The sequence below is a fragment of the Bradyrhizobium lablabi genome, assembly GCF_900141755.1.
GTDB lineage: Bacteria > Pseudomonadota > Alphaproteobacteria > Rhizobiales > Xanthobacteraceae > Bradyrhizobium > Bradyrhizobium lablabi_A.
On record NZ_LT670844.1, the window covers coordinates 5,706,159 to 5,728,834 of the forward strand.

21 protein-coding genes and 1 tRNA gene are annotated in these 22,676 nt (G+C 61.5%); 14 read left to right on the forward strand and 8 right to left on the reverse strand.

Features of this window, described 5'->3' with window-relative positions:
* The first annotated feature begins 72 nt into the window (after nt 1-72).
* The 4 genes from mnmA to B5526_RS26750 all read left to right on the forward strand — a co-directional run bounded on the left by mnmA (nt 73) and on the right by B5526_RS26750 (nt 2,848).
* Nucleotides 73-1,263, forward strand: a complete 1,191-nt coding sequence (gene mnmA / locus B5526_RS26735) for a tRNA 2-thiouridine(34) synthase MnmA (RefSeq protein ID WP_079545423.1) — start codon at nt 73-75, stop codon at nt 1,261-1,263.
* A 19-nt stretch (nt 1,264-1,282) separates the two neighbouring features.
* Entirely contained in the window at nt 1,283-1,921 is a 639-nt protein-coding gene (locus tag B5526_RS26740) for a class I SAM-dependent methyltransferase (protein WP_079542808.1), read from the forward strand.
* Between the two features lie 285 nt (nt 1,922-2,206).
* Nucleotides 2,207-2,563 (forward strand): hypothetical protein, encoded by a 357-nt coding sequence (locus B5526_RS26745; RefSeq protein WP_079542809.1) that lies wholly within the window; start codon nt 2,207-2,209, stop codon nt 2,561-2,563.
* Nucleotides 2,564-2,771: 208 nt separating this feature from the next.
* A tRNA-Met gene (locus B5526_RS26750) sits at nt 2,772-2,848 on the forward strand.
* A 127-nt stretch (nt 2,849-2,975) separates the two neighbouring features.
* On the opposite strand, the gene B5526_RS26755 is transcribed toward B5526_RS26750, so the two are convergent.
* The gene (locus B5526_RS26755; RefSeq protein ID WP_079545425.1) at nt 2,976-3,440 is read right to left on the reverse strand and encodes a PaaI family thioesterase; all 465 of its coding nucleotides are present in this window, start codon (nt 3,438-3,440) and stop codon (nt 2,976-2,978) included.
* A gap of 71 nt (nt 3,441-3,511) precedes the next feature.
* Nucleotides 3,512-4,156, reverse strand: a complete 645-nt coding sequence (locus B5526_RS26760) for a TetR/AcrR family transcriptional regulator (protein ID WP_244562403.1) — start codon at nt 4,154-4,156, stop codon at nt 3,512-3,514.
* Between the two features lie 307 nt (nt 4,157-4,463).
* Between B5526_RS26760 and B5526_RS26765 the strand changes: the two genes are divergently transcribed.
* Genes B5526_RS26765 through B5526_RS26775 form a run of 3 tightly spaced genes read left to right on the forward strand, consistent with a single transcriptional unit; the run spans nt 4,464 to nt 7,488 of the window.
* The gene (locus B5526_RS26765; RefSeq protein ID WP_154071474.1) at nt 4,464-5,504 is read left to right on the forward strand and encodes an MBL fold metallo-hydrolase; all 1,041 of its coding nucleotides are present in this window, start codon (nt 4,464-4,466) and stop codon (nt 5,502-5,504) included.
* A complete protein-coding gene (locus B5526_RS26770) occupies nt 5,449-6,465 on the forward strand; it encodes a D-2-hydroxyacid dehydrogenase family protein (RefSeq protein ID WP_349642746.1) in 1,017 nt (338 codons plus the stop codon). Before B5526_RS26765 ends, B5526_RS26770 begins: the two co-directional genes overlap by 56 nt.
* A gap of 51 nt (nt 6,466-6,516) precedes the next feature.
* Nucleotides 6,517-7,488 (forward strand): quinone oxidoreductase family protein, encoded by a 972-nt coding sequence (locus tag B5526_RS26775; RefSeq protein WP_079545428.1) that lies wholly within the window; start codon nt 6,517-6,519, stop codon nt 7,486-7,488.
* A 288-nt stretch (nt 7,489-7,776) separates the two neighbouring features.
* Here the strand turns inward: B5526_RS26775 and B5526_RS26780 are convergent, their stop codons facing one another.
* The gene (locus B5526_RS26780) at nt 7,777-8,619 is read right to left on the reverse strand and encodes an alpha/beta fold hydrolase (RefSeq protein WP_079545431.1); all 843 of its coding nucleotides are present in this window, start codon (nt 8,617-8,619) and stop codon (nt 7,777-7,779) included.
* Between the two features lie 857 nt (nt 8,620-9,476).
* Complete coding sequence (locus B5526_RS26785) at nt 9,477-10,430, reverse strand: helix-turn-helix domain-containing protein (RefSeq protein WP_079542813.1); 954 nt, start codon at nt 10,428-10,430, stop codon at nt 9,477-9,479.
* Nucleotides 10,431-11,611: 1,181 nt separating this feature from the next.
* Here B5526_RS26785 and B5526_RS26790 point away from each other — a divergent pair.
* From B5526_RS26790 to B5526_RS26800, 3 genes are read left to right on the forward strand one after another with little or no spacing between them, the layout of a single operon-like run.
* Complete coding sequence (locus B5526_RS26790; protein WP_079542814.1) at nt 11,612-13,018, forward strand: adenylate/guanylate cyclase domain-containing protein; 1,407 nt, start codon at nt 11,612-11,614, stop codon at nt 13,016-13,018.
* A gap of 7 nt (nt 13,019-13,025) precedes the next feature.
* Nucleotides 13,026-14,063 (forward strand): aldo/keto reductase, encoded by a 1,038-nt coding sequence (locus B5526_RS26795; RefSeq protein ID WP_079542815.1) that lies wholly within the window; start codon nt 13,026-13,028, stop codon nt 14,061-14,063.
* Nucleotides 14,063-14,908 carry an amidohydrolase family protein gene (locus tag B5526_RS26800; RefSeq protein ID WP_244562067.1) on the forward strand — a complete coding sequence of 282 codons (846 nt, stop codon included), beginning with the start codon at nt 14,063-14,065 and terminating at the stop codon, nt 14,906-14,908. The genes B5526_RS26795 and B5526_RS26800 overlap by 1 nt, the downstream gene beginning before the upstream one ends.
* A 14-nt stretch (nt 14,909-14,922) precedes the next feature.
* Here B5526_RS26800 and B5526_RS26805 read toward each other — a convergent pair whose 3' ends face one another.
* The 3 genes from B5526_RS26805 to B5526_RS26815 all read right to left on the reverse strand — a co-directional run bounded on the left by B5526_RS26805 (nt 14,923) and on the right by B5526_RS26815 (nt 18,745).
* Nucleotides 14,923-15,783: a carbohydrate ABC transporter permease gene (locus B5526_RS26805; RefSeq protein ID WP_244562404.1), complete on the reverse strand. Its 861-nt coding sequence runs from the start codon at nt 15,781-15,783 to the stop codon at nt 14,923-14,925.
* A 106-nt stretch (nt 15,784-15,889) separates the two neighbouring features.
* Nucleotides 15,890-17,008: a carbohydrate ABC transporter permease gene (locus tag B5526_RS26810; RefSeq protein ID WP_079545439.1), complete on the reverse strand. Its 1,119-nt coding sequence runs from the start codon at nt 17,006-17,008 to the stop codon at nt 15,890-15,892.
* A 108-nt stretch (nt 17,009-17,116) separates the two neighbouring features.
* Nucleotides 17,117-18,745, reverse strand: a complete 1,629-nt coding sequence (locus B5526_RS26815; RefSeq protein WP_154071760.1) for an extracellular solute-binding protein — start codon at nt 18,743-18,745, stop codon at nt 17,117-17,119.
* 118 nt (nt 18,746-18,863) lie between these two features.
* On the opposite strand from B5526_RS26815, the gene B5526_RS37970 reads away from it, so the two are divergent.
* Nucleotides 18,864-19,079, forward strand: coding sequence for a hypothetical protein (locus B5526_RS37970; RefSeq protein WP_154071475.1), 216 nt, complete (start codon nt 18,864-18,866; stop codon nt 19,077-19,079).
* A 2-nt stretch (nt 19,080-19,081) separates the two neighbouring features.
* Here B5526_RS37970 and B5526_RS26820 read toward each other — a convergent pair whose 3' ends face one another.
* Nucleotides 19,082-19,537, reverse strand: a complete 456-nt coding sequence (locus B5526_RS26820; RefSeq protein WP_079542816.1) for an RbsD/FucU family protein — start codon at nt 19,535-19,537, stop codon at nt 19,082-19,084.
* 264 nt (nt 19,538-19,801) lie between these two features.
* Here B5526_RS26820 and B5526_RS26825 point away from each other — a divergent pair, with 264 nt between their 5' ends.
* From B5526_RS26825 to B5526_RS26835, 3 genes are all read left to right on the forward strand, one after another.
* Nucleotides 19,802-20,602 carry an AMP nucleosidase gene (locus B5526_RS26825; RefSeq protein ID WP_079542817.1) on the forward strand — a complete coding sequence of 267 codons (801 nt, stop codon included), beginning with the start codon at nt 19,802-19,804 and terminating at the stop codon, nt 20,600-20,602.
* Between the two features lie 181 nt (nt 20,603-20,783).
* Nucleotides 20,784-21,068: a DUF485 domain-containing protein gene (locus tag B5526_RS26830; RefSeq protein WP_079545444.1), complete on the forward strand. Its 285-nt coding sequence runs from the start codon at nt 20,784-20,786 to the stop codon at nt 21,066-21,068.
* A gap of 9 nt (nt 21,069-21,077) precedes the next feature.
* On the forward strand, nt 21,078-22,652 hold the full coding sequence (locus tag B5526_RS26835; RefSeq protein WP_079542818.1) for a solute symporter family protein: 1,575 nt from the start codon (nt 21,078-21,080) through the stop codon (nt 22,650-22,652).
* Nucleotides 22,653-22,676 lie beyond the last annotated feature (24 nt).

Here is a 22,676-nt window from a genome sequence, read left to right on the forward strand (position 1 = left end):
GCAGGGCCAGACCGCTTTGGCCGGAAACCCGCTGTATTCGATGCCGCGGCGATCGCAGCAATGACCGGAACCATGCTCAACAGTCTCGATCTCAAGGGCCGTCCACAGGACACAAGGGTCGTCGTCGCCATGTCGGGCGGCGTCGATTCCTCGGTCACGGCCGCGCTGTTGAAGTCGGAGGGCTATGACGTCGTCGGCATCACGCTGCAGCTCTACGATCATGGCGCCGCCACCCATCGCAAGGGCGCCTGCTGCGCCGGGCAGGACATCCACGACGCGCGCAATGTCGCCGAGCGGATCGGCGTTCCGCATTATGTGCTGGATTACGAAAACCGCTTTCGCGAGTCGGTGATCGACAATTTCGCCGACAGCTATGCCTCGGGCGAAACGCCGGTGCCCTGCATCGAGTGCAACCGCTCCATCAAATTCCGCGACCTGCTCAAGACCGCGCGCGAGCTCGGCGCCGACGTGCTCGCCACCGGCCATTATGTCGCCTCGCGCCGCCTCGCCGACGGCTCGCGCGCGCTGCTGTGCGCGGCTGACGCCGATCGCGACCAGAGCTATTTCCTGTTCGCGACCACGCGCGAGCAGCTCGATTATTTGCGCTTTCCGCTCGGCGACATGACCAAGCACGAGACGCGCGAATTGGCGCGGCGCTTCGGTCTCGAGGTTGCCGACAAGCACGACAGCCAGGACATCTGCTTCGTGCCGACCGGACGCTATACCGACATCATCGGGCGCTTGCGGCCGAATGCGGTTCTGCCCGGCGATATCGTCGACCTCGAGGGCCGCGTCATCGGCAGCCATCAGGGTATCGTTCATTTCACCGTCGGCCAGCGCCGCGGATTGGGCATTGCGTCGAGCGCGCCGCTCTATGTGGTGCGGCTGGAGGCTAAAAGCCGCCGCGTCGTGGTCGGCCCGCGCGAGGCGTTACGGATGGATCGCATCGTGCTGCGCGACGTCAACTGGATCGGCGACGGCGCGCTCGAGCACACGGTCGGCGAGGGGCTCGAGATTTTCGTGCGGGTGCGATCGACCCGCGCGCCGCAGCCGGCATGGCTGCGCGCGGCCAATGGCGGCTACGAAATCGAACTCGTCGCGGGCGAGGAGGGCGTCTCCCCGGGCCAGGCCTGCGTGTTCTACGATGCGCCGTCAGGCCAGGCCCGCGTGCTCGGCGGCGGTTTTATTCAGAGCGCGACCGCGAAGCGCGCGGCGGCGAGCGACACCATGCGACCGCCGCTGGTCGAGGCGATGCGCGGCTAAGAAATTTCAGGGCGGGGGCATGGCGGCAGATATCGACCGCGCGGGGGTCGCGAAGGCTTATGGGCGCTGGGCGCCGGTCTACGATCTCGTGTTCGGCAGGGTATTCGACCACGGCCGCCAATCGACGATTGCCGAAGCCGACCGGATCGGCGGCCGCATTCTCGACGTCGGCGTCGGCACCGGATTGTCGCTGTCGGACTATTCGCGCACCACGAAATTGTGCGGTGTCGATATTTCCGAGCCGATGCTGCGCAAGGCGCAGAGCCGGGTGCGTGCGCTCGGGCTTTCCAATGTCGAGACGCTCGCGGTGATGGACGCCAAGAATCTGGCTTTTGCGGATTCCTCCTTCGACGCGGTGGTGGCGCAATATGTCATCACCGCGGTGCCCGATCCCGAAGCGACGCTCGATGATTTCATCCGCGTGCTAAAACCCGGCGGCGAGCTCATCCTGGTCAATCACATCGGCGCTGAAAGCGGCCCGCGCCGCGTCTTCGAACTGGCATTCGCGCCGCTCGCGCGCCGGCTCGGCTGGCGGCCGGAATTCCCCTGGCTGCGCCTGGAGAAGTGGGCCGCCAAACACGGCGGCGTCAGCCTCGCCGAGCGCCGCCCGATGCCGCCGATGGGGCATTTTTCGCTGATCCGCTATCGCAAATCGTAAGAGTTCCGCGGAACCGCTCGCCGTCTCCCTCGCCCCGCCCTTGCGGGGAGAGGGCGTAGGCGGCCTACGGCCGCCGTGATTGATAGAAGAACGCCGATGCGAAGCATCGGCTATTGTGAGGGGCTGCATCCGCAAATTCGGAAGATTAAAGAGTGCGCGGAGACTCCCCCTCACCCGGCTTCGCGCAACCGCGCGAATCCGACCTCTCCCCGCACGCGGGGCGAGGTGAAGATCCGGCTTTTCGGCGGAACATCTGGGCCTGCGGATCGTTTTTCCCGCATGTCAATGAGATCCGTCAGCCTTCTCGCAAGTGTTCTGCTGGCCGCGTCCGGCGCAGCCAGCGCGCAAGCCCCGCCGTCGCCCAAGACGCCGCAGGGCCAGACCGCGCCGCCGCTGCCGTCGCGTGCGGGCGGTTGCGCGCCGATGCAGCCGGCGACGCCGCACGGGGCCGTGCCTGAAGGCACGACGACCGGCCAAAGCAGAGAGGTGCTCGGCGACAAACTGGCAAGATCCGACGGCGTGTTATGCCCGCCCTCGGGCGTAGACCCCGAAATCCGCGCGCCGACGCCGGATAGCGGCAACACGCCGGTGATCCGGCCGCCTGGCAGCCCCGGCGGTGACCCGAGCGTGCGGCCGAAATAAGCGCGGTTTACAGGCACTTGGCGCGACAAAGCGTTTTCGAGCGAAGTGGGCACCGGTTCGCGTGAAGAAAACGCGTCAAACACAGGGTTAAAGCCTCGGTTCTGAGACATCAGGACCGAGGCTGCTTTGCTTGACATGCCCAAGGGCTACTTCTTATATGCCGCGCGTTCGCGACCGCGGTATATAGAGCCGTGACGACGGACGCCGTGGCGGGGTAGCTCAGCTGGTTAGAGCACGGGAATCATAATCCTGGGGTCGGGGGTTCGAGTCCCTCTCCCGCTACCAAAAGTCATACGATTTTTGCTCGCGATCTTTCGATTTTTTACGGTCCCGCTCACTCGATGGTAGCGCTTGGTCAGTACGGCAGCTCGGCCGTTGTTATCGCGAAGGGCTGGCGCTGCGTAAACTTCCCTCAGGAAACTCCTTCCCGCACGACATGGCAGGTGGTCGTCCCGTGGGCGAGAAGCCTACCCTTCGCGTCGAGCAATCTGCCTTCGCCGATGGCCATCTGCCGACCGACATGTAGCGTCTTGCCCTCCCCACGGACGACCCCCGTATCGGCGGACATCGGTCTTGTGAAGTTGATCTTGTATTCGAGCGTCACGGGGGAAAGGCCTGGCTCCAGCGAAGTTACGATGGCTGCTGCCATACAGGTATCGAGCAGGACGGCCGCGTAACCACCATGGACGAATCCCAGGGGATTGTAGTGCTCTGCCGTCGGTATCGCGGTTAGCACGACGAGCCCAGGCTCGGCAGCCTCGATGTTGATATCGAAAAGCTCGAGCATCGCCGAACGCGCAATGGACCCCTCCATGAGCGCTCTGAAGTACTTAAGACCAGAGAAAGCGGAAACGCCTTCGTTTGCGGTAGGATCCATGCGCTTAGCCTGCATTTAGTTTGTGCTCGATCATCACCGTATTCGGGAGCACTCACCCGAACGAGATCTGCCTAGTGTTTCTTTCGCGGTTTGGGAGCCCGGCCCGAACCCTCATCGAGAGATGCGAGTACATCTCGCTTAACGTTCTCCAGCATCTCGTTCGAAAGCGCTGGCGCGGCCTGCGCGACAGACCGCGACAGGACCAGCGCACCCAGCATTTCGCAATGCAAGCTGATCGCCCGTTCGCGTAACGTCCTACGCTCGCCAGCCACAGCCAAAGATCCGCTCTCGGCGATCAGCCCAGCCAGGATCGTTATCTGATCGTCCAATCCGCCGGCGAAATGCGACTGTGCTTCGGCGCCCAAGCGAGGAGCATCGCCAGCAAATCCAGTGACGGGGCAGCCGTGGTCGATATCGTCGCGGTGGGCCTGCGACAGATACCAGTTTATGTAGTGCCGAAGAGCGGTGGTGGACTCATCGACGGGCGCCTTTGCGATTTTGATGAACTCGGCATTCCCCTCAGCGATTGCCGAGGCAAGCACCTCGGCAACCAGGGCGGCCTTCGACTCAAAGTGGTTGTAGAAGCCACCTTGCGTAAAGCCGGCATGCTTCATCAGTTCGTTCAGCCCGACGGCCTCCACTCCGCGTTCTCTGAATAGCCGCGTCGCCGCGGCAACGATCGCGCGGCGGTTTTCCGCAGCCTGTTCTCTCGACACGCCCAAAAGCTTGCTCCTCGATTCGTTGCCGCCACGGGCATTGACTTAATACATCACGATTGCGTTTACAATCGACAATCACGGTCAGAATGCTGGCTCAAGGCTGGGGTGCATAGAAGCATGACGGGCTCGCTATCAGGCGTTAATTCAATGGATTAGCCTCAATGCGAGGTGTCATGCTCAAGCTCGGATGGTAGAGGCTTGACCTTCTGCCGAAGTAGATTGACAAAGACAATTGTGAACGACATTGTGTTTTATACCTTTCGCGAACGCTACCGCCTCCGCGCTGGCACGCAGCGCCTTCACCTTGGAGATCGACATGATTAAGCCCCCGACGACCCTAACCCGTCGCAGCGTATTTCGTGCCGGCGCCGGACTGGCTGTTGCTGCAACGGCAACGCCGTTGCTCACCCCCGCCTCGGCCCAGTCGGAGGGCGCCCGTCAAGCCGGCGCGGAACCCCTAAACGGCGATGGCTTCTATCGCTTCAAGATCGGCGACTTCCAGGCGACCGTGATCTCGGATGGCTATGGGCAGATACCGATCCGGCCGATCCTCGTTATGAACGCCTCTGAAGCTGAACTCGCTCCGGTGTTGAAGGCAAACTTCATGCAGCCGGTGATCCAAGCCACGAACAACATCTTGGCGGTCGACACGGGACGGGAGCGCATCCTTGTCGATTCCGGCTTTGGTGAGAGACTCGGCCCATCCTACGGCAGCTTTCCCGGGCTCGAAGCGAACCTGCGCCGGGCCGGAATCGCGCCCGAGACTATAGATCTGGTCGTGATGTCGCACGGTCATCTGGACCATATCGGCGGCCTTGTGAAGAAATCGGGCGCGCTGGCGTTTCCGAAGGCTCAGTTCGTCTTTGTCGATACGGAGTGGAACTACTGGACCGGCAGCCGTTACGAAAGCGAGGTCAACAGTTCGCCGATGCCCGACCAGTTCAAGAAGGGTACGATTGGGGCAGCTCGAGATAACTTGCCACCGGTCGCCAACCGAACCCGGTTCGTGAAGCAGGGCGGCGAAATCGCGAGCGGCGTGAACTATATTGCGGCGCCGGGACATTCGCCGTCCCATGCCGCAATCCTGTTCACCTCGGGCAAGGAGCAGTTCATGCATATGGGTGACATCGCCCATAACCCGGTGACGAGTTTGCAGCACCCCGACTGGACGCCCGTCTTCGACTACGACCCCGCGCAAGCGATCAAGTCGCGCAAGGCCATTCTGGACCGCGTCGCGACTGATCAGGTCATGGTGATGGGCTATCATTTTCCATTCCCGGCTATTGGACATGTCGTCCGATACAACACCGCATACCACTGGGAAGCTGCCCAGTGGGCCTGGTAGCGAGCGGCACGCGATGTCTTCCAAGCAAGAGCCCTTTAGAATCGCCGTCCTGGACGACTACCAGCACGTCGCTCTTTCGCTCGCGGACTGGTCGGTGCTGGAAGCGCGGGCGACCGTCACTGTATTTAACGACCATCTCGCGGACTCCGACGCCGTCGTCGAGCGCCTGCAGCCATTCGACATTGTCTGCGTGATGCGCGAGCGCACGCCAATGACGCGCACCATCATCGAGCGCTTGCCCAAGCTCCGCATGATCGCCTCGACGGGGCCCCGGAATGCCTCGATCGATCTCAAGGCTGCAGAAGAGCGGGGCGTGCAGGTCGTTCATACGGGCTACACCTCGGCGCCGACGATCGAACTGACCTGGGCACTTATCCTGGGCAGTGCCCGCGATCTCGTCACCGAGAATACCTCGTTGCGCGGCGGCGGATGGCAGCAGTCGGTCGGTGATGACATGGCCGGGCGGACGCTCGGTGTCCTGGGTCTCGGCAATGTCGGCGGTGCGGTGGCACGGATTGGCAACGCCTTCGGGATGAAGGTGATCGCGTGGAGCCAGAATCTCACGACCGAGCGCGCGGCTGAAGTGGGCGCCACACTCGTCTCGAGGGACGAGCTGTTCCAAAAGGCGGATGTCGTCTCCGTCCATCTGGTGCTCAGTGGAAGGACGCGCGGCCTCGTCGGTGCGGCGGAACTAGCGCTCATGAAGCCAACGGCGCGCCTGATAAATACCTCGCGTGGACCGATCGTCGTCGAGGCCGATCTCGTTGCGGCGCTTAAAGACAAAAAGATCGCCGGCGCAGCCATCGATGTCTTCGACCTGGAGCCGTTGCCGCTCGACCATCCGTTCCGCGCGCTGCCGAACCTGCTGGCAACGCCGCATATCGGCTACGTCTCACGCGGGCTGTACGAGCGCTTCTACCAGGATACGGTCGCGAACATCTGCCGTTGGCTCGACGGCTAAGCAGCCGCTCGACATCTACTGAACAGGTCCGTCACTTTATGGAGGATGGCGATGCGTGCGATCGAGGCGAAAACCTTCTCGGGCTATGGCGGGCTGCGGCAGAGCGAATTGCCCAAGCCGCAACCCGCAAGGGGCAGGGTGCTGGTTCGCGTCACAGCCGCCGGCGTCACGCCGCTCGAATACACGGTCCTGTCGGGAGGACATCCCCGGGCCAAGGCGCCGCTGGTGCTCGGCAACGAGGGCGCGGGTGTCATCGAGGATGCCGGCGACTCCGGTCTCGCGGTGGGAAGCCGCGTGATGTTCACGGGACCCTACGGCGTCGGTGAGAATGGCGCGTGGCAAGAATGGCTGCTGGTGAGGCCCGAAGATCTGGCGCTCGTGCCCGACGCGATCGACGACGTCGTCGCGGCCAGCCTTCCGGTGGCCTATCTGACGGCGCAGATCACGTTGACGCTGGCCGGATTCAAGCCGGGCATGACGGTGCTGGCTCCGGGGATCGGCGGGTCGGTCGGCAACGCGACCTATCAGCTTGCGCGGGCGCAGGGCGCCGGCAAGGTGATTTCGACCGCCGGCAGCGCGGTGAAAGCCGCCAGGGCGCGCGAGCTTGGCTTCGAAGACGTGATTGATCTCTCCACGGAAGGTCTCGCCGAGGGCGCTCGCCGGATAACGGCCGGCAGCGGCGTCGATATCGTCATCGAGAGCATCGGCGGGACCGTGACCAGCGAGGCTTTGAGCAGCCTCGGTCTCGGCGGTGTTCTGATCACGTTGGGCTATTCCGCCGGGCGCAAAACCACCATCGATGTGACAGACCTGATCTGGAAACGGGCGCGGATGGCCGGCTTCTCTCTGTTCGCCCAATCGCCGACCGCGATCGCCACTGCGTGGCGGGACATCATCCCGCTGATCGTCAGCGGATCGGTCAAGCCGATCGTCGAGCGGGTCTATCACCTCGGCGAGGCCGGCGAAGCCTTGCGCCATCTGATTGAGGAACGACCGTTTGGCAAAGTCGTCCTCGCGGGGTGATCACCACTTCGGCGCGATCAAATTTTTGCGCGGAAAAGTCACGGCTTGCTAAGCTTTAGGGTGCGGAGGCAGCCATACGCATCGCACGTTGCGATCTTCGTGGACGACAGGCGCGGTCGATCGGCGAGGCGCCGCTCAACTTGCCGGAGGCGCTCAGATGGTGAGGTTGGTGCAGTACTGAGCATCGAACAGGAAGCGGCCTCCGCTAGTCGTTCGACGTCGCTACGCTCGGCCATCAGCGCGAGCATCGGGAACGGGGCGCGCTGAGGCTGAACGTATGCGGCGGGCCTAGGCCGCCTTGTGCGCTTCCTTGCGTTCAGCAAACGCAAGCAGATCGGCGCTCACCTCGTCCTTGTGTGTCGTGCACAGGCCGTGCGGGGCGCCCTTGTAAACCTTCAGGGTCGCGCCCTTGATGAGCTTGGACTGGAGCTGGCCGGCGTCGGCGAACGGCACGATCTGGTCGTCGTCGCCCTGAATGATGAGCGTCGGTACGTCGAACTTCTTCAGGTCCTCGGTTTGATCCGTCTCGGAGAACGCCTTGATGCAGAAGTATGCGGCAGGGAAGCCCGCCCTCATTCCTTGCAACCAGAATGATTCGCGCACCCCTTCCGAGACCTTCGCGCCGGGTCGGTTGTAACCGTAGAATGCAAGGCTGAGATCCTTCCAGAACTGCGAACGGTCGGCGGCAACGCTGGCGCGTAGCCCATCGAACACCGTGATCGGCAGGCCACCCGGATTGGCGGGCGTCTTCAGCATCAGCGGCGGTACGGAGGCGATCAGGACTGCCTTGGCCACGCGCTTCGTGCCGTGGCGAGCGATATAGCGGGCAACTTCGCCACCGCCCGTGGAGTGACCGACATGGACGGCGCTCTTGAGATCGAGCTTTTGGACGAGTTCAGTGAGGTCGTCGGCGTAGTGGTCCATGTCGTTGCCGGTCCACGGCTGGCTCGAACGCCCGTGGCCGCGGCGGTCATGCGCAATGCAGCGATATCCGTGCGAAGCAAGATAGAACATCTGGTCTTCGAAGGCGTCCGCGGAGAGCGGCCAGCCGTGGCTGAAAACCACCGGCTGCCCGGTGCCCCAATCTTTGTAGTAAATCTGCGTGCCGTCTTTGGTTGTGAAGCTACCCATGTTTCGGTTTCCTTTCGTTGGGTCGGAATGGGTCGAGGCGTTCGCCTGCTCGGAAGTTGCAACCATCGTCGCTGCCGGCAGGCTTGCGGCAACGGCAATACCAGCGCTGCCGATCAGAAACCGGCGGCGCGACGGGGAAGCGACCATCGGTGACGCAATGACTGAATCTTTGAGTGCGGCGCGCTTGATGGTTGACATCGTAAATCTCCCTCGAAACAAAACGGTCAGGCGACGATCTGGAGCAGACACTTGCTTTCCGGAATATGTAGATTGGCAACGTTGGCTGACTCGTCAGAAACTCCGGGGCTTCGTCAGAGACAGCGATAAACCATCGTCCCCAAGATCCGGTGTAGGGAGGTGAATGCGTCGGCCCACGACTCGCGGTCTTCGATGCGGGCTGGCACGCGTCTCGCGCTGAACGTGTACCTGCAGAGAATTCAGACCTCGGATTAGATCTGGAAGGGTTCCGGGATCTGTTTGAAGCACAGGTCGCACACTTGCCCGGCGAAGCCGGATGCGGTGGGATATGCGCTAGGATCGGGACACAGACGCAGGCTCATGCGGCCCCTAAAGGAAGGGACGCATCGAAATCAACTCCAGCGGCCGGCGAGCATACCCTCCGGCCATTCTCGTTAAGCAGGAAAACTGCCCAGCTCGCGGGTCCAAGAAAGACGGCGATAGTTGGGCCGCTATCGGCTTCTCCTTAAAGGCGTGTAAACGCAACAACGTCGAGCGAATTGACTAGCCTGCATGGGTTACTGAAAGCCATTAGGCGAAATCCTGGCGGGAGGAGAGCCCCGTAAGGGAGCGAGCGATTCGCGCGCGACGGATGAAAGTCTTGTCGGTGTCCGGAAGTCTCAAACCATCTTGCGTATTCGCCACTGCGTTGGTGTAGCGCTGGTCTCTCTCTTGAATGCAACACCCAAGGAGCTCTGGTTGGCATAGCCTAGGATGATCGCGATCTGGGTCAGATTCAGGTTGGCATCATGGAGCAGGGCCTTTGCCCGGTCGATCCGCTGACGGCGCACCCATGCATGGGGGGTTATACCCAACGACTGCTTGAATGCCGTTGAGAAATGGCCTGTCGACAGCTCTACACTCGCCGCCACTTCCTGCAGCGAGATATCCTCTCCTAAGCCGCTCATCATGTAATCACACGCGCGGCGGAGACGTGACGGCGGGAGCCCCCCGCGCCGGATCTCCTTCAGCGGGGGAGTGACGGTCGAGAGATTGCGGATGAGATGCATGGCCAAGAGCGTGGCCGCCGTTTCCGTGTAGAGAATGCCTTGCGGCGCACCGTTGGAGCACTCGTCATAGATCACGCGAGCCAGTTGCCAACTCAACGTATCCCTGTAGTCCCACGTTTCGCTAATGCCAAAGTTCACAGGACCTTCAAAGCCTGCGGCACCCAAAAGAAAGTCCCGCTCCAATTCCACTGACAAATTTCGAAATTCGCGAGCCTCTTTCACTCGAAACGCGACGAGAGTGCCTGGCGGAAGAATGTACGCATAGCTCGGCCTGTTTTCGTCGTACCAGATCTTACCGCCCGATCGTGCCTCCGCGTTGATGCAGCCCGAATTCCACGAGAAATGCAGCTCAACCGCCCTGGCCATCACGTCCGCTTCGCCAACCAATGATTGGATTTCGTGCGCTGTAGCGCTGCCACCTGCCCAAGCAACCTGCCGGGACTGATTTACCATTCCATCGAGCGTTGAATGAATGGTTCCCCGGTGCCCATGATGGCCGATCATTGCCGGCGAGGCCCTAAGCACCGTGGGTGCACTTCGAACGAATACTCCGTCGCGGCTCATGCTGGTTTTCCAAGTAGGGCCTTAGCGCCGCGTGCCTCAGCGACGGCCGCTATTTGAACCCACTTCCACCAGATCGACGGGCAGGGTGCCTTGGTAGATCTTAGGGCACATCGTTGAGCCTTTCTCCAAATCGTTCGCGCCGACGAGAAGCGCCGTGCGCGACGAACGCTCCCCGGCTGCCACCCCTACTGTATGCGACGGCTCGCCCTGTTCGGGTTGGAGGACGCGTGCCTTGAGGGTCTCCGACCCATCGTGCTCGGCGTCCGAGCCGCCGAGCTCGGCGTCTCGTGAATCTGCTGTTTTCCAAAATAGGCATCGACAAACCGAAACCAACGAGAATTTGGAAAATAGCCATACGACAAATTCAAAACGCCGTGAGCCGTCCTAGAGGCCGACCACCCATTCGGTTCGCGAGCCTGCCACGATTGCCCGACGGGCAAATCACTCATTTGGCTGTCTAGCCCCCTTTGCAAAAATATTCCTGTTTCGTTCTCACGCAAATCACTTCACTAATATCGCCATCCCGTCCCACACAGAGGGGCGTTTCGCGATCGTCACGGACGTAGGCGGCGGGATGCGGTGGACGCGGCAGCGTCAGGCGCGCGAATAGCGCGCGGACGAATGATGCTGATGCGGACGGCGAAGTCGTGTGGTCCTGACGCCCCGACGCTGGTGTCAAGTTCTTGAGAAGCAAGCTTCTCAGGGGCGACGGTGGCAAGAAAGCCCGGTCGCCGGGGAGAGCACGAAGTAGCGGTTAAAACCATTGCGCGGGGAATGCCGGGTGATTCCGGTGTGACCGTGGTGACTAACGCGCGTGTTTACTACACTACACGCGCGGCTGCGGGCGCATCGGCGCCCGGCATTCCCTGCGCCCTCTGATCTCCGAGGGCGGGAAGTTCTTGCAAACCTCGCGCGAAACACGCGGCGAGATCGCGAAGCCATATCCAACGATCATGGGTCGGGTCGAAGACCGGCGCTGCAAGATCGGTGGGCACTCGGGTGGCGGCCGCAGATGGACCAAGATGCGCCAGTCTCTCGCTCGTTCAGTCGGCCGCAAGCATCAAATCGCACCCATCCTTGTCGGACTTCATCGCCATGACGTCCGGGTTCAAGTTTTCGGTACGCACAAGGGATGGGTCCGCGGGGTTTCCGCTTTGCCTGCTTTCGTGTAGCATTGTCGCATGAACGACGCCGAGACTTTGTTTGTGGCCCTGCGTCAGTCGGCCGACGACGACGTGGTGGACATGCTCGAGCGCATGGTGCGGGATGCCCCGGATCATGCCTTGAACAAGATGAACGCGCTTGATCTCGCGGCTAGCGAAGGCCTCGACGAGGAGCGGGTCATCGCGGCGCTGCTGAATGCGGTGGGGCTCGGCATTTTCGAGATGACATGGAATGTCATGTGCCCAAGTTGCGCCGGTGTTCTTTCCGCCAATAAAAGCCTGAAGACCCTGGATCGGGCGCAGTATAGTTGCGCTTTCTGCGCTGCGGGTTATGACACGACGCTCGACAATTTGGTCGAGGTGACCTTCACGGTAAGCCCGCGCGTGCGGAAGATCGCGGCCCACAGTCCCGACGAATTGTCCGCGGCCGAATATTATCGCCAGATCTTCTGGAGTTCGGCCATCGATCTTCCAGCCGATCTGGAGAAGCTGCTGCGCGAGGTCACGCTCGAAATGGTTGACTTGCCGCCAGGAGAAAGGGCCATCCTTTCATTACAATTGCCGAAGGGCACGTTGATCGTGTTCGATCCCGTGACGCATACGGCCCAGTTCCTTGATGTCGGCGGCGAGGAGGCGAGCGATCGCCAGAACCTGTCCGTGATTTTCAACAAGGTCGATGTTCCCGTCGACACCGTTGCCTTGCGCCCCGGGCCACTGCGCCTGGCTTTGGAAAACCGCACCGAGAGTCGCGTATTACCGGCGGTGTGGGTGGCGAACCAGGTGCTGGACGACCTCCTGAAGCGACGCAAGCCCGTTCTCACTGCAAAGCGTCTCCTCACCAATCAGACCTTTCGCGACATCTACCGGACCGAAACGCTCGCCATCGGCCAGCGCCTCAAGATCTTGAGCCTGACTTTCCTGTTCAGTGATCTCAAGGACTCCACTGCGCTCTATGAGCGCGTCGGTGACCTCGTCGCCTTCGATCTCGTCAACGAGCATTTCAGGCTGCTGCAGGAGATTATCGCGTCCGAAAGGGGGGCCGTCGTGAAGACCGTTGGCGATGCCGTGATGGCGACCTTCGAGACACCTGACCGCGCCATCGCCGCTGCGATCCGTATGCGCGAGGCGATGAGCGATCTCGGCGCCGAGCGTCAGCATCAGAGCCTGCACCTGAAGATGGGCATCCATGAAGGATCATGCCTCGCGGTCACACTCAATGGCCAGCAGGACTATTTTGGCCAGACTGTGAACGTCGCGTCGCGCGTCCAGGGCCTTGCTGACTCACGCTCGATCGTGGTGACGGAATCGGTGGTGGAGAATGTGCATGCCCGGGCCCTGCTTGAGACCAACGGGCTAACGCCAACGCTCAGACACGTGGCGCTGAGCGGCATCGCGGATAAGGTGTTGGTCTACGATATCTCTTGAGCCACATATGATTGCGCTGTCCACAATACCGCGGCGGATGCTGGGCCGGACCGGACTTTCGGTCTCGGCTCTCGGGTTCGGCACCGCGCCGCTTGGCGATCTCTTCGCGCGGCTGGACGACGCCGCTGCCATCGCCGCGGTCGAGCGCGCATTCGAGCTCGGCATCAACCTGCTCGACACGTCTCCTCTTTACGGCCGCGGCCTCGCCGAACATCGCTGCGGGACGGCGATCCGGCGCGTGCCGCGACAGGACATCGTGGTCTGCACCAAGGTCGGTCGCTGGATGGATCCGTTTCACGCGCCCAGCGACGCTTCCGGCTTTGTCGGCGGGCAGCCGCACCGCGCGGTGGTCGACTATTCGTATGACGGCACCATGCGTTCGGTGGAGCAGTCGCTGTTGCGGCTTGGCACCGACCGGCTCGACCTGCTGTTGATCCACGACGTCGATGTCTGGACCCATGGCCTGGAGGCGATCGAGGACCGGTTTCGCGAAGCGATGACTGGGGCCTATGTCGCGCTCGACCGGCTTCGCGCAGAGGGCGTGGTCGCGGGCATCGGGATCGGCGTCAACGAGGCCGAGATGTGCGTGCGTTTCGCGCAAGCCGGATCGTTCGACACCATGCTGCTCGCCGGGCGCTATTCGCTGCTGGAGCAGCCGGCGCTGGCGCACTTCCTGCCGCTGGCCGAGAGGCAGGGCATCGGTGTGTTGCTCGGCGGCGTTTTCAATTCGGGCATTCTGGCAACCGGCGCAGTTCCCGGCGCCAAATACAACTATAGGGACGCGCCACCTCACATCCTGGCAAAGGTTAAAGAGATCGAACGCGTCTGTGCAGCCCATGGCGTCGCCTTGCCAACCGCGGCGCTGCATTTTGCCCTCGGCCATCCGGCTGTCGTCAGCGTCGTGCTCGGAGCGCAACATCCGCAGGAGGTCGAGCGCAACGTGGCTGCACTCGCAAGCCAAGTGCCGTCAGCGCTTTGGAGCGATCTGAAGGCGCAGCACCTGCTCGACGCGGATGCGCCGGTTCCGTCATCGGTCACCGGCTGATGCGGATCGATGCGCATCATCATGTGTGGACTCTTGCTCGCGGCGATTACGGCTGGCTGACGCCCGACCTGGCGCCGATCTATCGCGACTTTTCCCTCGCGGACCTCGCGCCGCATCTCTCCGCAAGCCGCATCGAGGGAACGATCCTGGTGCAGGCCGCGCCGACCGAGGCCGAGACAATGTTTCTGCTCGACATTGCTGACAACGCAGAAGTCGTGCGCGGCGTGGTCGGCTGGACGGATTTCGACGCAGCCGACGCCGTGGCGCGTATCGATGCGCTGGCCGCGCGGAAGCTACTGGTGGGGCTGCGGCCAATGGTGCAGGACATCGCCGATGATGATTGGCTGCTTGGTCCGGGATTGGCGCCGCTGCTGACAGCGATGGCGAGAGGCGGCCTGGTATTTGACGCGCTGGTGCTGCCGCGGCATTTGCCGCGACTCCTGCAAGTGATCGGCCGCCATCCCGATCTGCAATTCGTGCTCGATCATTGCGGCAAGCCGCAGCTTGCGACCGGCGAGATTGCGACATGGCAACGCGATGTCGCGCTGCTTGCTGAGCACCCCAACATCGTCTGCAAACTGTCGGGACTGGTGACGGAGGCTGCACCGGACTGGCAGATCGCGGATCTGCGCCGGGCGGTGGATCATGTCCTTGCGTGCTTCGGGCCACAACGCATGCTGTGGGGAAGCGACTGGCCGGTGGTCAATCTGGCGGGAGGTTATGCAAAATGGTTCGCTGCCACGGAAACCTTGCTGGCTGATCTGTCGCAGCACGAAAAGGCAGACATCTTCGGCGGCAACGCGGCGCGAATCTATCTCTCACGCCGGGGACGACGGAGATCTTGAAGACGATTGACGCCCTACTTGCCCGCGCCCGTGGTCAAACCGCTGACGATGTAGCGTTCCAGGAAGACTCCAACAATCACGAGCGGAGCGATCGCAGCAGTCGAAAGCGCCGCCATCGACCACCAGTTGATGCCTTGCGAGCCGGTTTGGCTGGCTACCATGACGGGCAGGGTTTTGGCATCCGTGCTCGTCAGCAGTGCCGCGAAGAAATATTCGTTCCAGCACAATACAACCGAGAGGATGAAGGCGGCCGCCATTCCGGGAACCGCGAGCGGCAAGATGATACGAAAGAAGGCGCCCCAAACCGACAGGCCGTCGACGAAGGCGGCCTCATCGAGTTCGACCGGGATCGAGTTGAATTGATCGCGCATGATCCAGATCACGATCGGAAGCACGGTCAAAGTGTAGAGCAGGATCAGGCCCAATCGCGTGTCGAGCAGCGACAGCGCCTTGTAGAGAACCAGGAACGGCAAGGCCAGCACGACCGGCGGCAGGATCAACTGCGACATGAAGAAGAACAGGATATCGTCGTTGCGCATCCATGCGAATTTGTACCGGAAGCGGCTCAATCCGTAGGCAGCCAGCGATCCGAGCACGAGCGCCAGGATGGATGCGCCGACCGAGGTAATAATGCTGTTCCCGAACCGGCTCATGAACTCGGCGCGGGCGGTGGAGGTTCCGAAAATCGAATCCGGCGACAGCCCGAGCGAGCGCCAGCCTTTCCAATCCGGCTGGAAGTCGAGCCAGGGAATGAGGTGACCTTGCGTCACGTCGAGTGCCGACTTGAACGAGGTCGTGACCGTCCAATAGATCGGAAACAGGCAGACGAACGCCCAGAACAGCAACGCGCTGTAGATCAGCACACGGCTCAAGATCCGGGTGGCCCGGGACTTCGCGTGAGACTTGCGGACTGGCGGTGCCGCCGAGGTGAAAATGGCCAATCGAGCAACTCCCTTCAGAAACCGGTTTCGGCTTGCGGGCTCACGAAACTCTCTGCGTCCAGCGACTGGACAGGCGCAGCAACACCGTCAGGAAGACGATGATCATGAGAAGATAGAACATGGCGAGCCCGGTGCCGTACCCGACATTCGATCGATCGCGGTACACGCGGTAAATGAAGCTCGACACCGTGTCGGTGGCGCCGCCTGGTCCTCCCGCCGTCACGTTGATCACGATGTCAGCGAGCTTCAATTTGAAAATGATCCTGATGATGAGCACGGTGACGCTCACCGGCAGCATCAGGGGGAACGTTACATGCCAGAACGACTGCCACGCACCCGCGCCATCGACCTTGGCGGCTTCCATCACCTCCTTGGGCATCGCCTGCAGGCCGGCGAGCAACATGATCATGATGAAGGGGATGGAAACCCAGGCATCCATCGCCTCGATGCTGAAGCGCGCGATCCAGGGGAAGGCGAAGAACGCCGGATTTTCCCATCCGAGATCGCGGGCCAGCGTGGCCGCCGGACCAAAGCGATACTCCATCAGCGACTTGCCGATCATCCAGCTCACGGCCACGGGACTGAGCATCAAAGGCAGCAGGAAAACGACGCGAAAGAATTTTCGCCCGCGTATCTCGGCGTTCAGCAACAGAGCCAGCCCAAACGCGATCGCATACTCGCCAAGCACGGCCACCGCGTAGAAGACCATGTTGCCAAGCGCGTTCCAGTAGTAATTATCGTGAAACAATCCGATGAGATTGTTGAGGCCGTTGAAATGCGGGCCTTCGAACGAGCTGAGATTCCAGTCCAGCGAAGCAATGTAGATCCCGAACAGCGTCGGAAAAATAACCACCGCAACGGTGAACAACACGGCCGGCAGCAGGAACAGCGCGCGCAAACCGCGTTCGCCGCGGACCACGACTTGCCCGACACCGAGCGCAATGGCCCAGACGAGATAGGCGTAGAGGATCGGGCGCCAATCGGCGAACCCCGCAGTGATCGATCCGGTCGTGTGCAGAATCTGGATCAGCAGCAGGAGCAGGAATGCAAGCGAGGCTAGGACAATGAGCGCGCGTCCTGCGTTCTTCCGGCTGACAGGGAGCCGCCGCGATGCGAGCTTGTGGTGCGGCTCATCCGCCACCGGTGATGAATTCTGCATCAACATCGCACTCTGCCGGTTTGGATTTTGATCCGGATGCCCCGGGAAAATTTCGGCTGGTGCCGCGAGCGGCGCCAGCCGAAGGCCGATGAAATGTGGCGTGGGAAACTACGCCATGCCGAGCGATGCCTTGTAGAGCGCGATCTGCTTCTCGCGACCGATCTGGTCGGTCAGCTTTTCCCAGGCGGCTGCGATCGCGTTGGCGCCGGTCTGCGCGTCGGCACGGCCGGCGAAGATCTTGGTCAGTTCGTCCTCCGCGATGCTGTAGTACTGGAAAATACCGGGAATGCGCGGCTCGACCGCACGGTTCGGATGATTATAGGAGCCGAACTGCGAGTTCAGGTACGACGTGATGTATTTCCTGTCGTAGCCCGCCGCCACCCATTCGTCGATGTTGGAATGGCTGGTCCGGTGAACCTGGAAGCCGGACGGATACATCACGGTCCACAGCGACAGATCCTTGCCGCCGACATGGGCTGCCGCACTCCACGCCGCCTTGTGCTTGCGTTCGTCGGAGGCGACCCGCGCCATGACGTAAATGCCCCAACCGAGATAGGCGCAGTTCGGAGCATGGTTTGGACCGCTGGCGAGCTTTTCCCATTTGCCTGTCTTGGAATTATAGACGTCGTCCGATCCGGGCAGGATGTCGAAGCCGACGATGTCGCCGATGACGGAGGTGTCGCTCGCTTTCGCCACTTGGCCGATATCTCCCCACCACGGGATCATCGAGCCGATGCCGGCCAAAAACTGCTGGAAGCCGGTGGTGTTCGGGTCGGCGTTGAGCTGATCGGCCGGCTCGTACGGCAGCGCGTCGATGACGTCCTGAATGGCGCGAACCCAGGCCGGATTGTTGATGCGCGGCTTCATGGTGTCGACATCGAACAGCCAGGCCTTGTCGTCCGGATGCTTCGCATAAGCGGTGGCGCGGCTGCCGAGGAAATAGAAGCCGAACCCACCCCAGGGTTTTGGCGCATCGAGGTAGCCGACCGCATTCTGGCCTTTTATCTTTTTGCCCTTGAGGAACTTGGTCACGGCCTGGACCTGCTGCCAGGTCTTCGGCACGCCCCATTCGCTCTGGTTGCCGGCGTCCTTCCAGGCCTTGGCGAGCCCAGCGTCGGAGAAATAATCGGTCCGGTAGTTGAAGTTGTGGCAGTCGCCGTCGATGGTGACCCGATACGTCTTGCCGTTCCAGGTACCGACCGGCGGTTTCAGGTATTCCACATAATCGTCGATATCGATCTGCTTCTTGACCCAGTCCGGCATCTCCGACGCCAGGCCCTTGCCGCACACATCGCCTTCGAACGGGGCGCCCATTTCAAGGATGTCGAAGTCGACCGTGCCGGTCGCGATCGCCTGTTGCAGTCGCGGGTTGTAGTCAGCCTGAGCGAGATCGATCCAGGAAATTTTTGCGCCCGTGTAGGCCTCCCACGGTTTCAGGAAACCGCGGAACAGCAAATTGTGCAGGTTCTGGTTGTTCAGCCCCATGAACGAGAGTTCGACGCCCTTGAATTCGCCCTCCTTGACGTTCGCCTTGGTCGGGCCGAGGCAAAGCTCGCCGACCTTCTGCCAATCGGCGTCGGTTGGAGCGCCTTTGCCCACGCCCGGAATCTGCAGGATCTGTGCCCGCAGATTGTTCTGTGCCAGCGCACGCTCGGAAAACGCGCCGAGAGCGCCGGCCGAGCCGAGGGCAGCCGCGCTGGCCGCTCCCTTGAGGACAGTGCGCCGGTTCGGTCGCATTCTCTGATGCTGATCGTACTCTTGCTGTTTCACCACGAACCTCCCTTTGTTTTTTTGATGCTGCGTTTTGGTCGCCTGAGCACCATTATTCTAGCGGATAGAACTTCGGAGGACTCATATGTCCTCCGCTCTTATTGGCGATATCCGGACAGGTGGTGACAGAGGCCTGTTCGAGTATGCAACAGCCTTGATCAATGTCAACGAAACCGCAGGCAGCCTGGTGCCGGGTATCGCGCTCTCGCAGCGAGATATCATTGTCCGTGAGAAGGAGCGCCGCGCTGGACGTGCATGCGGCGGCGCAATATCGGCGCAACCGCCGTTGTTGATCCCGTAACGCTAGGCCGCATCGGGCCCGATCACTCCCTTCTTGAACACGAAGCAGCCGTAGAAGCGCCGTTCACCGGTCTGGATCACGCAATAGGATTTCTTCGCGAGTTCATAGAAGGCAAATCGCTCGATCGAGCCCATCGGCAAAGGGCCGCCCTGCGCAGCGTCGATCTCACGCTGCACCTCGATCTGCACCGGAGGAACCTCGTCGGGCTCGCCGACGATTTGCATTCGCAAAGCGGGCTTGTCGACAAAGGAATCCAGCGGCAGCACTGAAAGGATCGCGCGCGCCGCCCGGCCAGCCGTTACGTTATCGATCCGCAGCAGCCGCCCCAACACGCTCTGACGGGCGACCGCGTCGGCCGGGAAATTCGTGTCACAGATGACGAGGTCGTCGTCATGGCCCATGGCCCGCAACGCGTAAAGGACGTCTGCATTCAACATTGGATCGATCGACTTCAGCATGCTGCGCCTCCCTAATTGACAGCTTCTTTTTTGGCGACTGGCTGTCTGGTCCCACCGTGCAGCCGTCTCCTTTGATATCCATTATAGAACATGGATTGAGCTGGCGGCCAGTCCGCGCATCTCGCTCAGGGAATTCGCAAGACCCTGGCGAGTATTTGGCCCGCGACTGCAGGTCCAGTTGTCTCACATTTGATGGGGCGCGGTTCTATCCACCCGCGCGGATAGTGCTATGTTGTTACCCGCCTGCAAGTGAGTCCAACGGCAATGAAAGAGAAAAAGGAAATCGTCGAAAACTGGCTGCCGCGCTACACCGGCACGCCGCTTGCTGAATTCGGGCAATATGTCCTTCTGACCAATTTCGACAATTACGTCGAATGGTTCGCCACGGTGCACGGCGTCTTGGTCAAGGGCATCGATCGACCGATGCCGAACGCGACCGCCGATGGAATCACGCTGATCAACTTCGGCATGGGAAGCCCGAATGCCGCGACCGTGATGGATCTGCTAAGTGCCATCTCGCCGAAAGCCGTGTTGTTTCTCGGCAAATGCGGTGGCTTGAAACGCAAGAACCAGATCGGCGATCTGATCCTGCCGATTGCGGCCATTCGCGGCGAAGGCACCTCGAACGATTACCTGCCGCCGGAGGTTCCCGCGCTGCCCGCCTTCCAGCTGCAACGGGCGGTGTCGACCATGATCCGCGATCTCGGTCACGACTATTGGACGGGCACGGTGTACACCACCAATCGCCGTGTCTGGGAACATGATGATCGCTTCCGGGAACTGTTGCGTCGGACGCGAAGCATGGCGATCGACATGGAGACCGCAACCATCTTTGCCGCGGGATTTGCCAACCATATTCCGACCGGCGCGCTGCTTCTGGTGTCCGACCAGCCGATGATTCCCGAAGGGGTGAAGACGGAGGCGTCGGATCAGACGGTGACCGCGACCTTTGTCGAACGGCACATCAAAATCGGGATCGAGGCCTTGAAGCTGGTGCGGCGCCACGGCCGCAGCGTCAAGCACTTGCGGTTCGAAGCCGATTTCGATGGAGGGCATGAGCCGTAGAGCGGCGCTGCTGGCCGCGACCGGCCCGATGGGTTTGTCTTGCCGTTGGCCTCACACGGCTATTTCGCAGGCGCCGGCGGACGGCCAGATCGAAAACCCGCAAGGGCACTCTTGAAAATTCACAGTGTTCATCCGGCCCGGCAGGCTTGAAGGTCCGATCCGCCGGGGCAAAGGGGGCAAAATGACTGCTAAAGACTTTCGATCCAACCGGGGCGCCATCGATCTCGCCAATCGGCGCCTTCGGGTCGCGCTCATTCTGAGCGCCCTGATGATCATCATCTATTTCGGTTTCATGGGTCTTTTTGCGTTCGAAAAGCCCTGGCTTGGTACGATCCTGGCGCCTGGGCTTTCCTACTGCATCATTCTCGGACCGGCCGTCATCGTGAGCTCGTTCGTGCTTTGTCTGATCTACGCCCTGTGGGCCAACCGGGTGTACGACCCCGGCGTCAAATCGCTCAACCGCTAGGGGGCGATCATGCCACAAGGAAACAACGCGCTCGCCATCAGCTTCTTCTTTATCTTCATGGCGCTCACGCTCGTCATCACATACTGGGCCGCACGGCGGACCAAATCCACCGAGCATTTCTATGCTGCGGGCGGCGAGATCACGGCCTGGCAAAACGGCTGGGCACTGGCTGGGGATTTTCTAAGCGCGGCCGCACTGCTCGGTATCGCCGGTATCGTTACATCCAACGGCTTCGATGGAATGATATACTCGATCGGATGGCTCGTCGGCTGGCCGATCGTCATGTTCCTGATCGTGGAGCCGCTGCGCAACGTCGGCAGATTCACCTTCGCCGACGTGGTCGCCTATCGCTTGGCGCAACGTCCCGTTCGTATGGCCGCGGCCGTCGGGACTCTCGCGGTGATCCTGTTTTATCTGATCGCACAGATGGTGGCGACAGGATCCCTGATCAAACTGCTGTTCGGCTTGCCGTATGTGTGGTCCGTCATCCTGGTCGGCGCCGTGATGCTGATCTATGTCCTGTTCGGCGGAATGCTCGCGACCACCTGGGTGCAGATCATCAAGGCCGGGCTATTGATGGCGGGCGGCGCATTGCTTGCGTTTCTCGTCCTCTTGCATTTTGAGCTGAACCCGCTCCGGCTTTTCGCGGCGGCAGCGGAAAAATACGGGACAAGAGTTCTGCAACCGGGATCGCGGGTCGTCTCCGGTCAGTGGGACGCGATATCCCTTGGCCTCGGCCTCATGTTCGGCACCGCGGCGATGCCGCACATCCTGATGAGGGTCTATACGGTGCGGGACGTGAAGGAGGCCCGCATGTCGATCCTGCACGCCACCGGCATCATCGGCATCTTTCATCTCTTCGTTTTCATCATCGGGTTCGGAGCCATGGTGCTGGTCGGTCCCGAGGCCGTCGCAAAGGCAGGCGGCGGTGGCAATATGGCAGCGCCGCTTCTGGCACTGGCGGTGGGGGGAAATGCATTCTTCGGTTTCATCTGCGCAGTAGCATTCGCCACCATGCTCGCGGTCGTTGCGGGTCTGACCCTTTCAGGCGTCGCCACCCTCAGTCACGACATCTGGGCCAGCGTGGTGCGAGATGGAAAATGCCCGGAAGCCGAGCAATTGTTGGTCGCCCGAGGTGCGACCGTGCTGATTGCGCTATTCGCCATCGTTCTAGGCGTGCTGTTCGAGGGACAAAACGTAGCCTTCATGGCGGGCCTTGCTTTCTCGATTGCCTGCGCGGCGAACTTTCCCGCGCTCGTGCTTGCGATTTTCTGGCGACGTTTCACGACGCCGGCCGCGGTCGCGAGCATTCTGACTGGCACCATCGTCTCGCTGGTCCTGATCCTGTTGTCTCCGACCGTGCAGGTAGACCTGCTGGGCAAGGTGCTCAAGGAGGTCGAGAACAATTGGTGGTTCGTACCGCTGCGCAATCCTGCGATCATCGCCATGCCGTTGTCGTTCGGCATGGCCATTGTCGTCTCACTCTTCACGTCGGAGGCGGCCGCCGACGACCGCTTCGATGAGATGCGCAACCGGATTCTGTTCGGCGCTCCGCGGGCGAACCTGCCGCAGGCGGCAGAATAATCCGGACCACTTCCCTCCATCCCG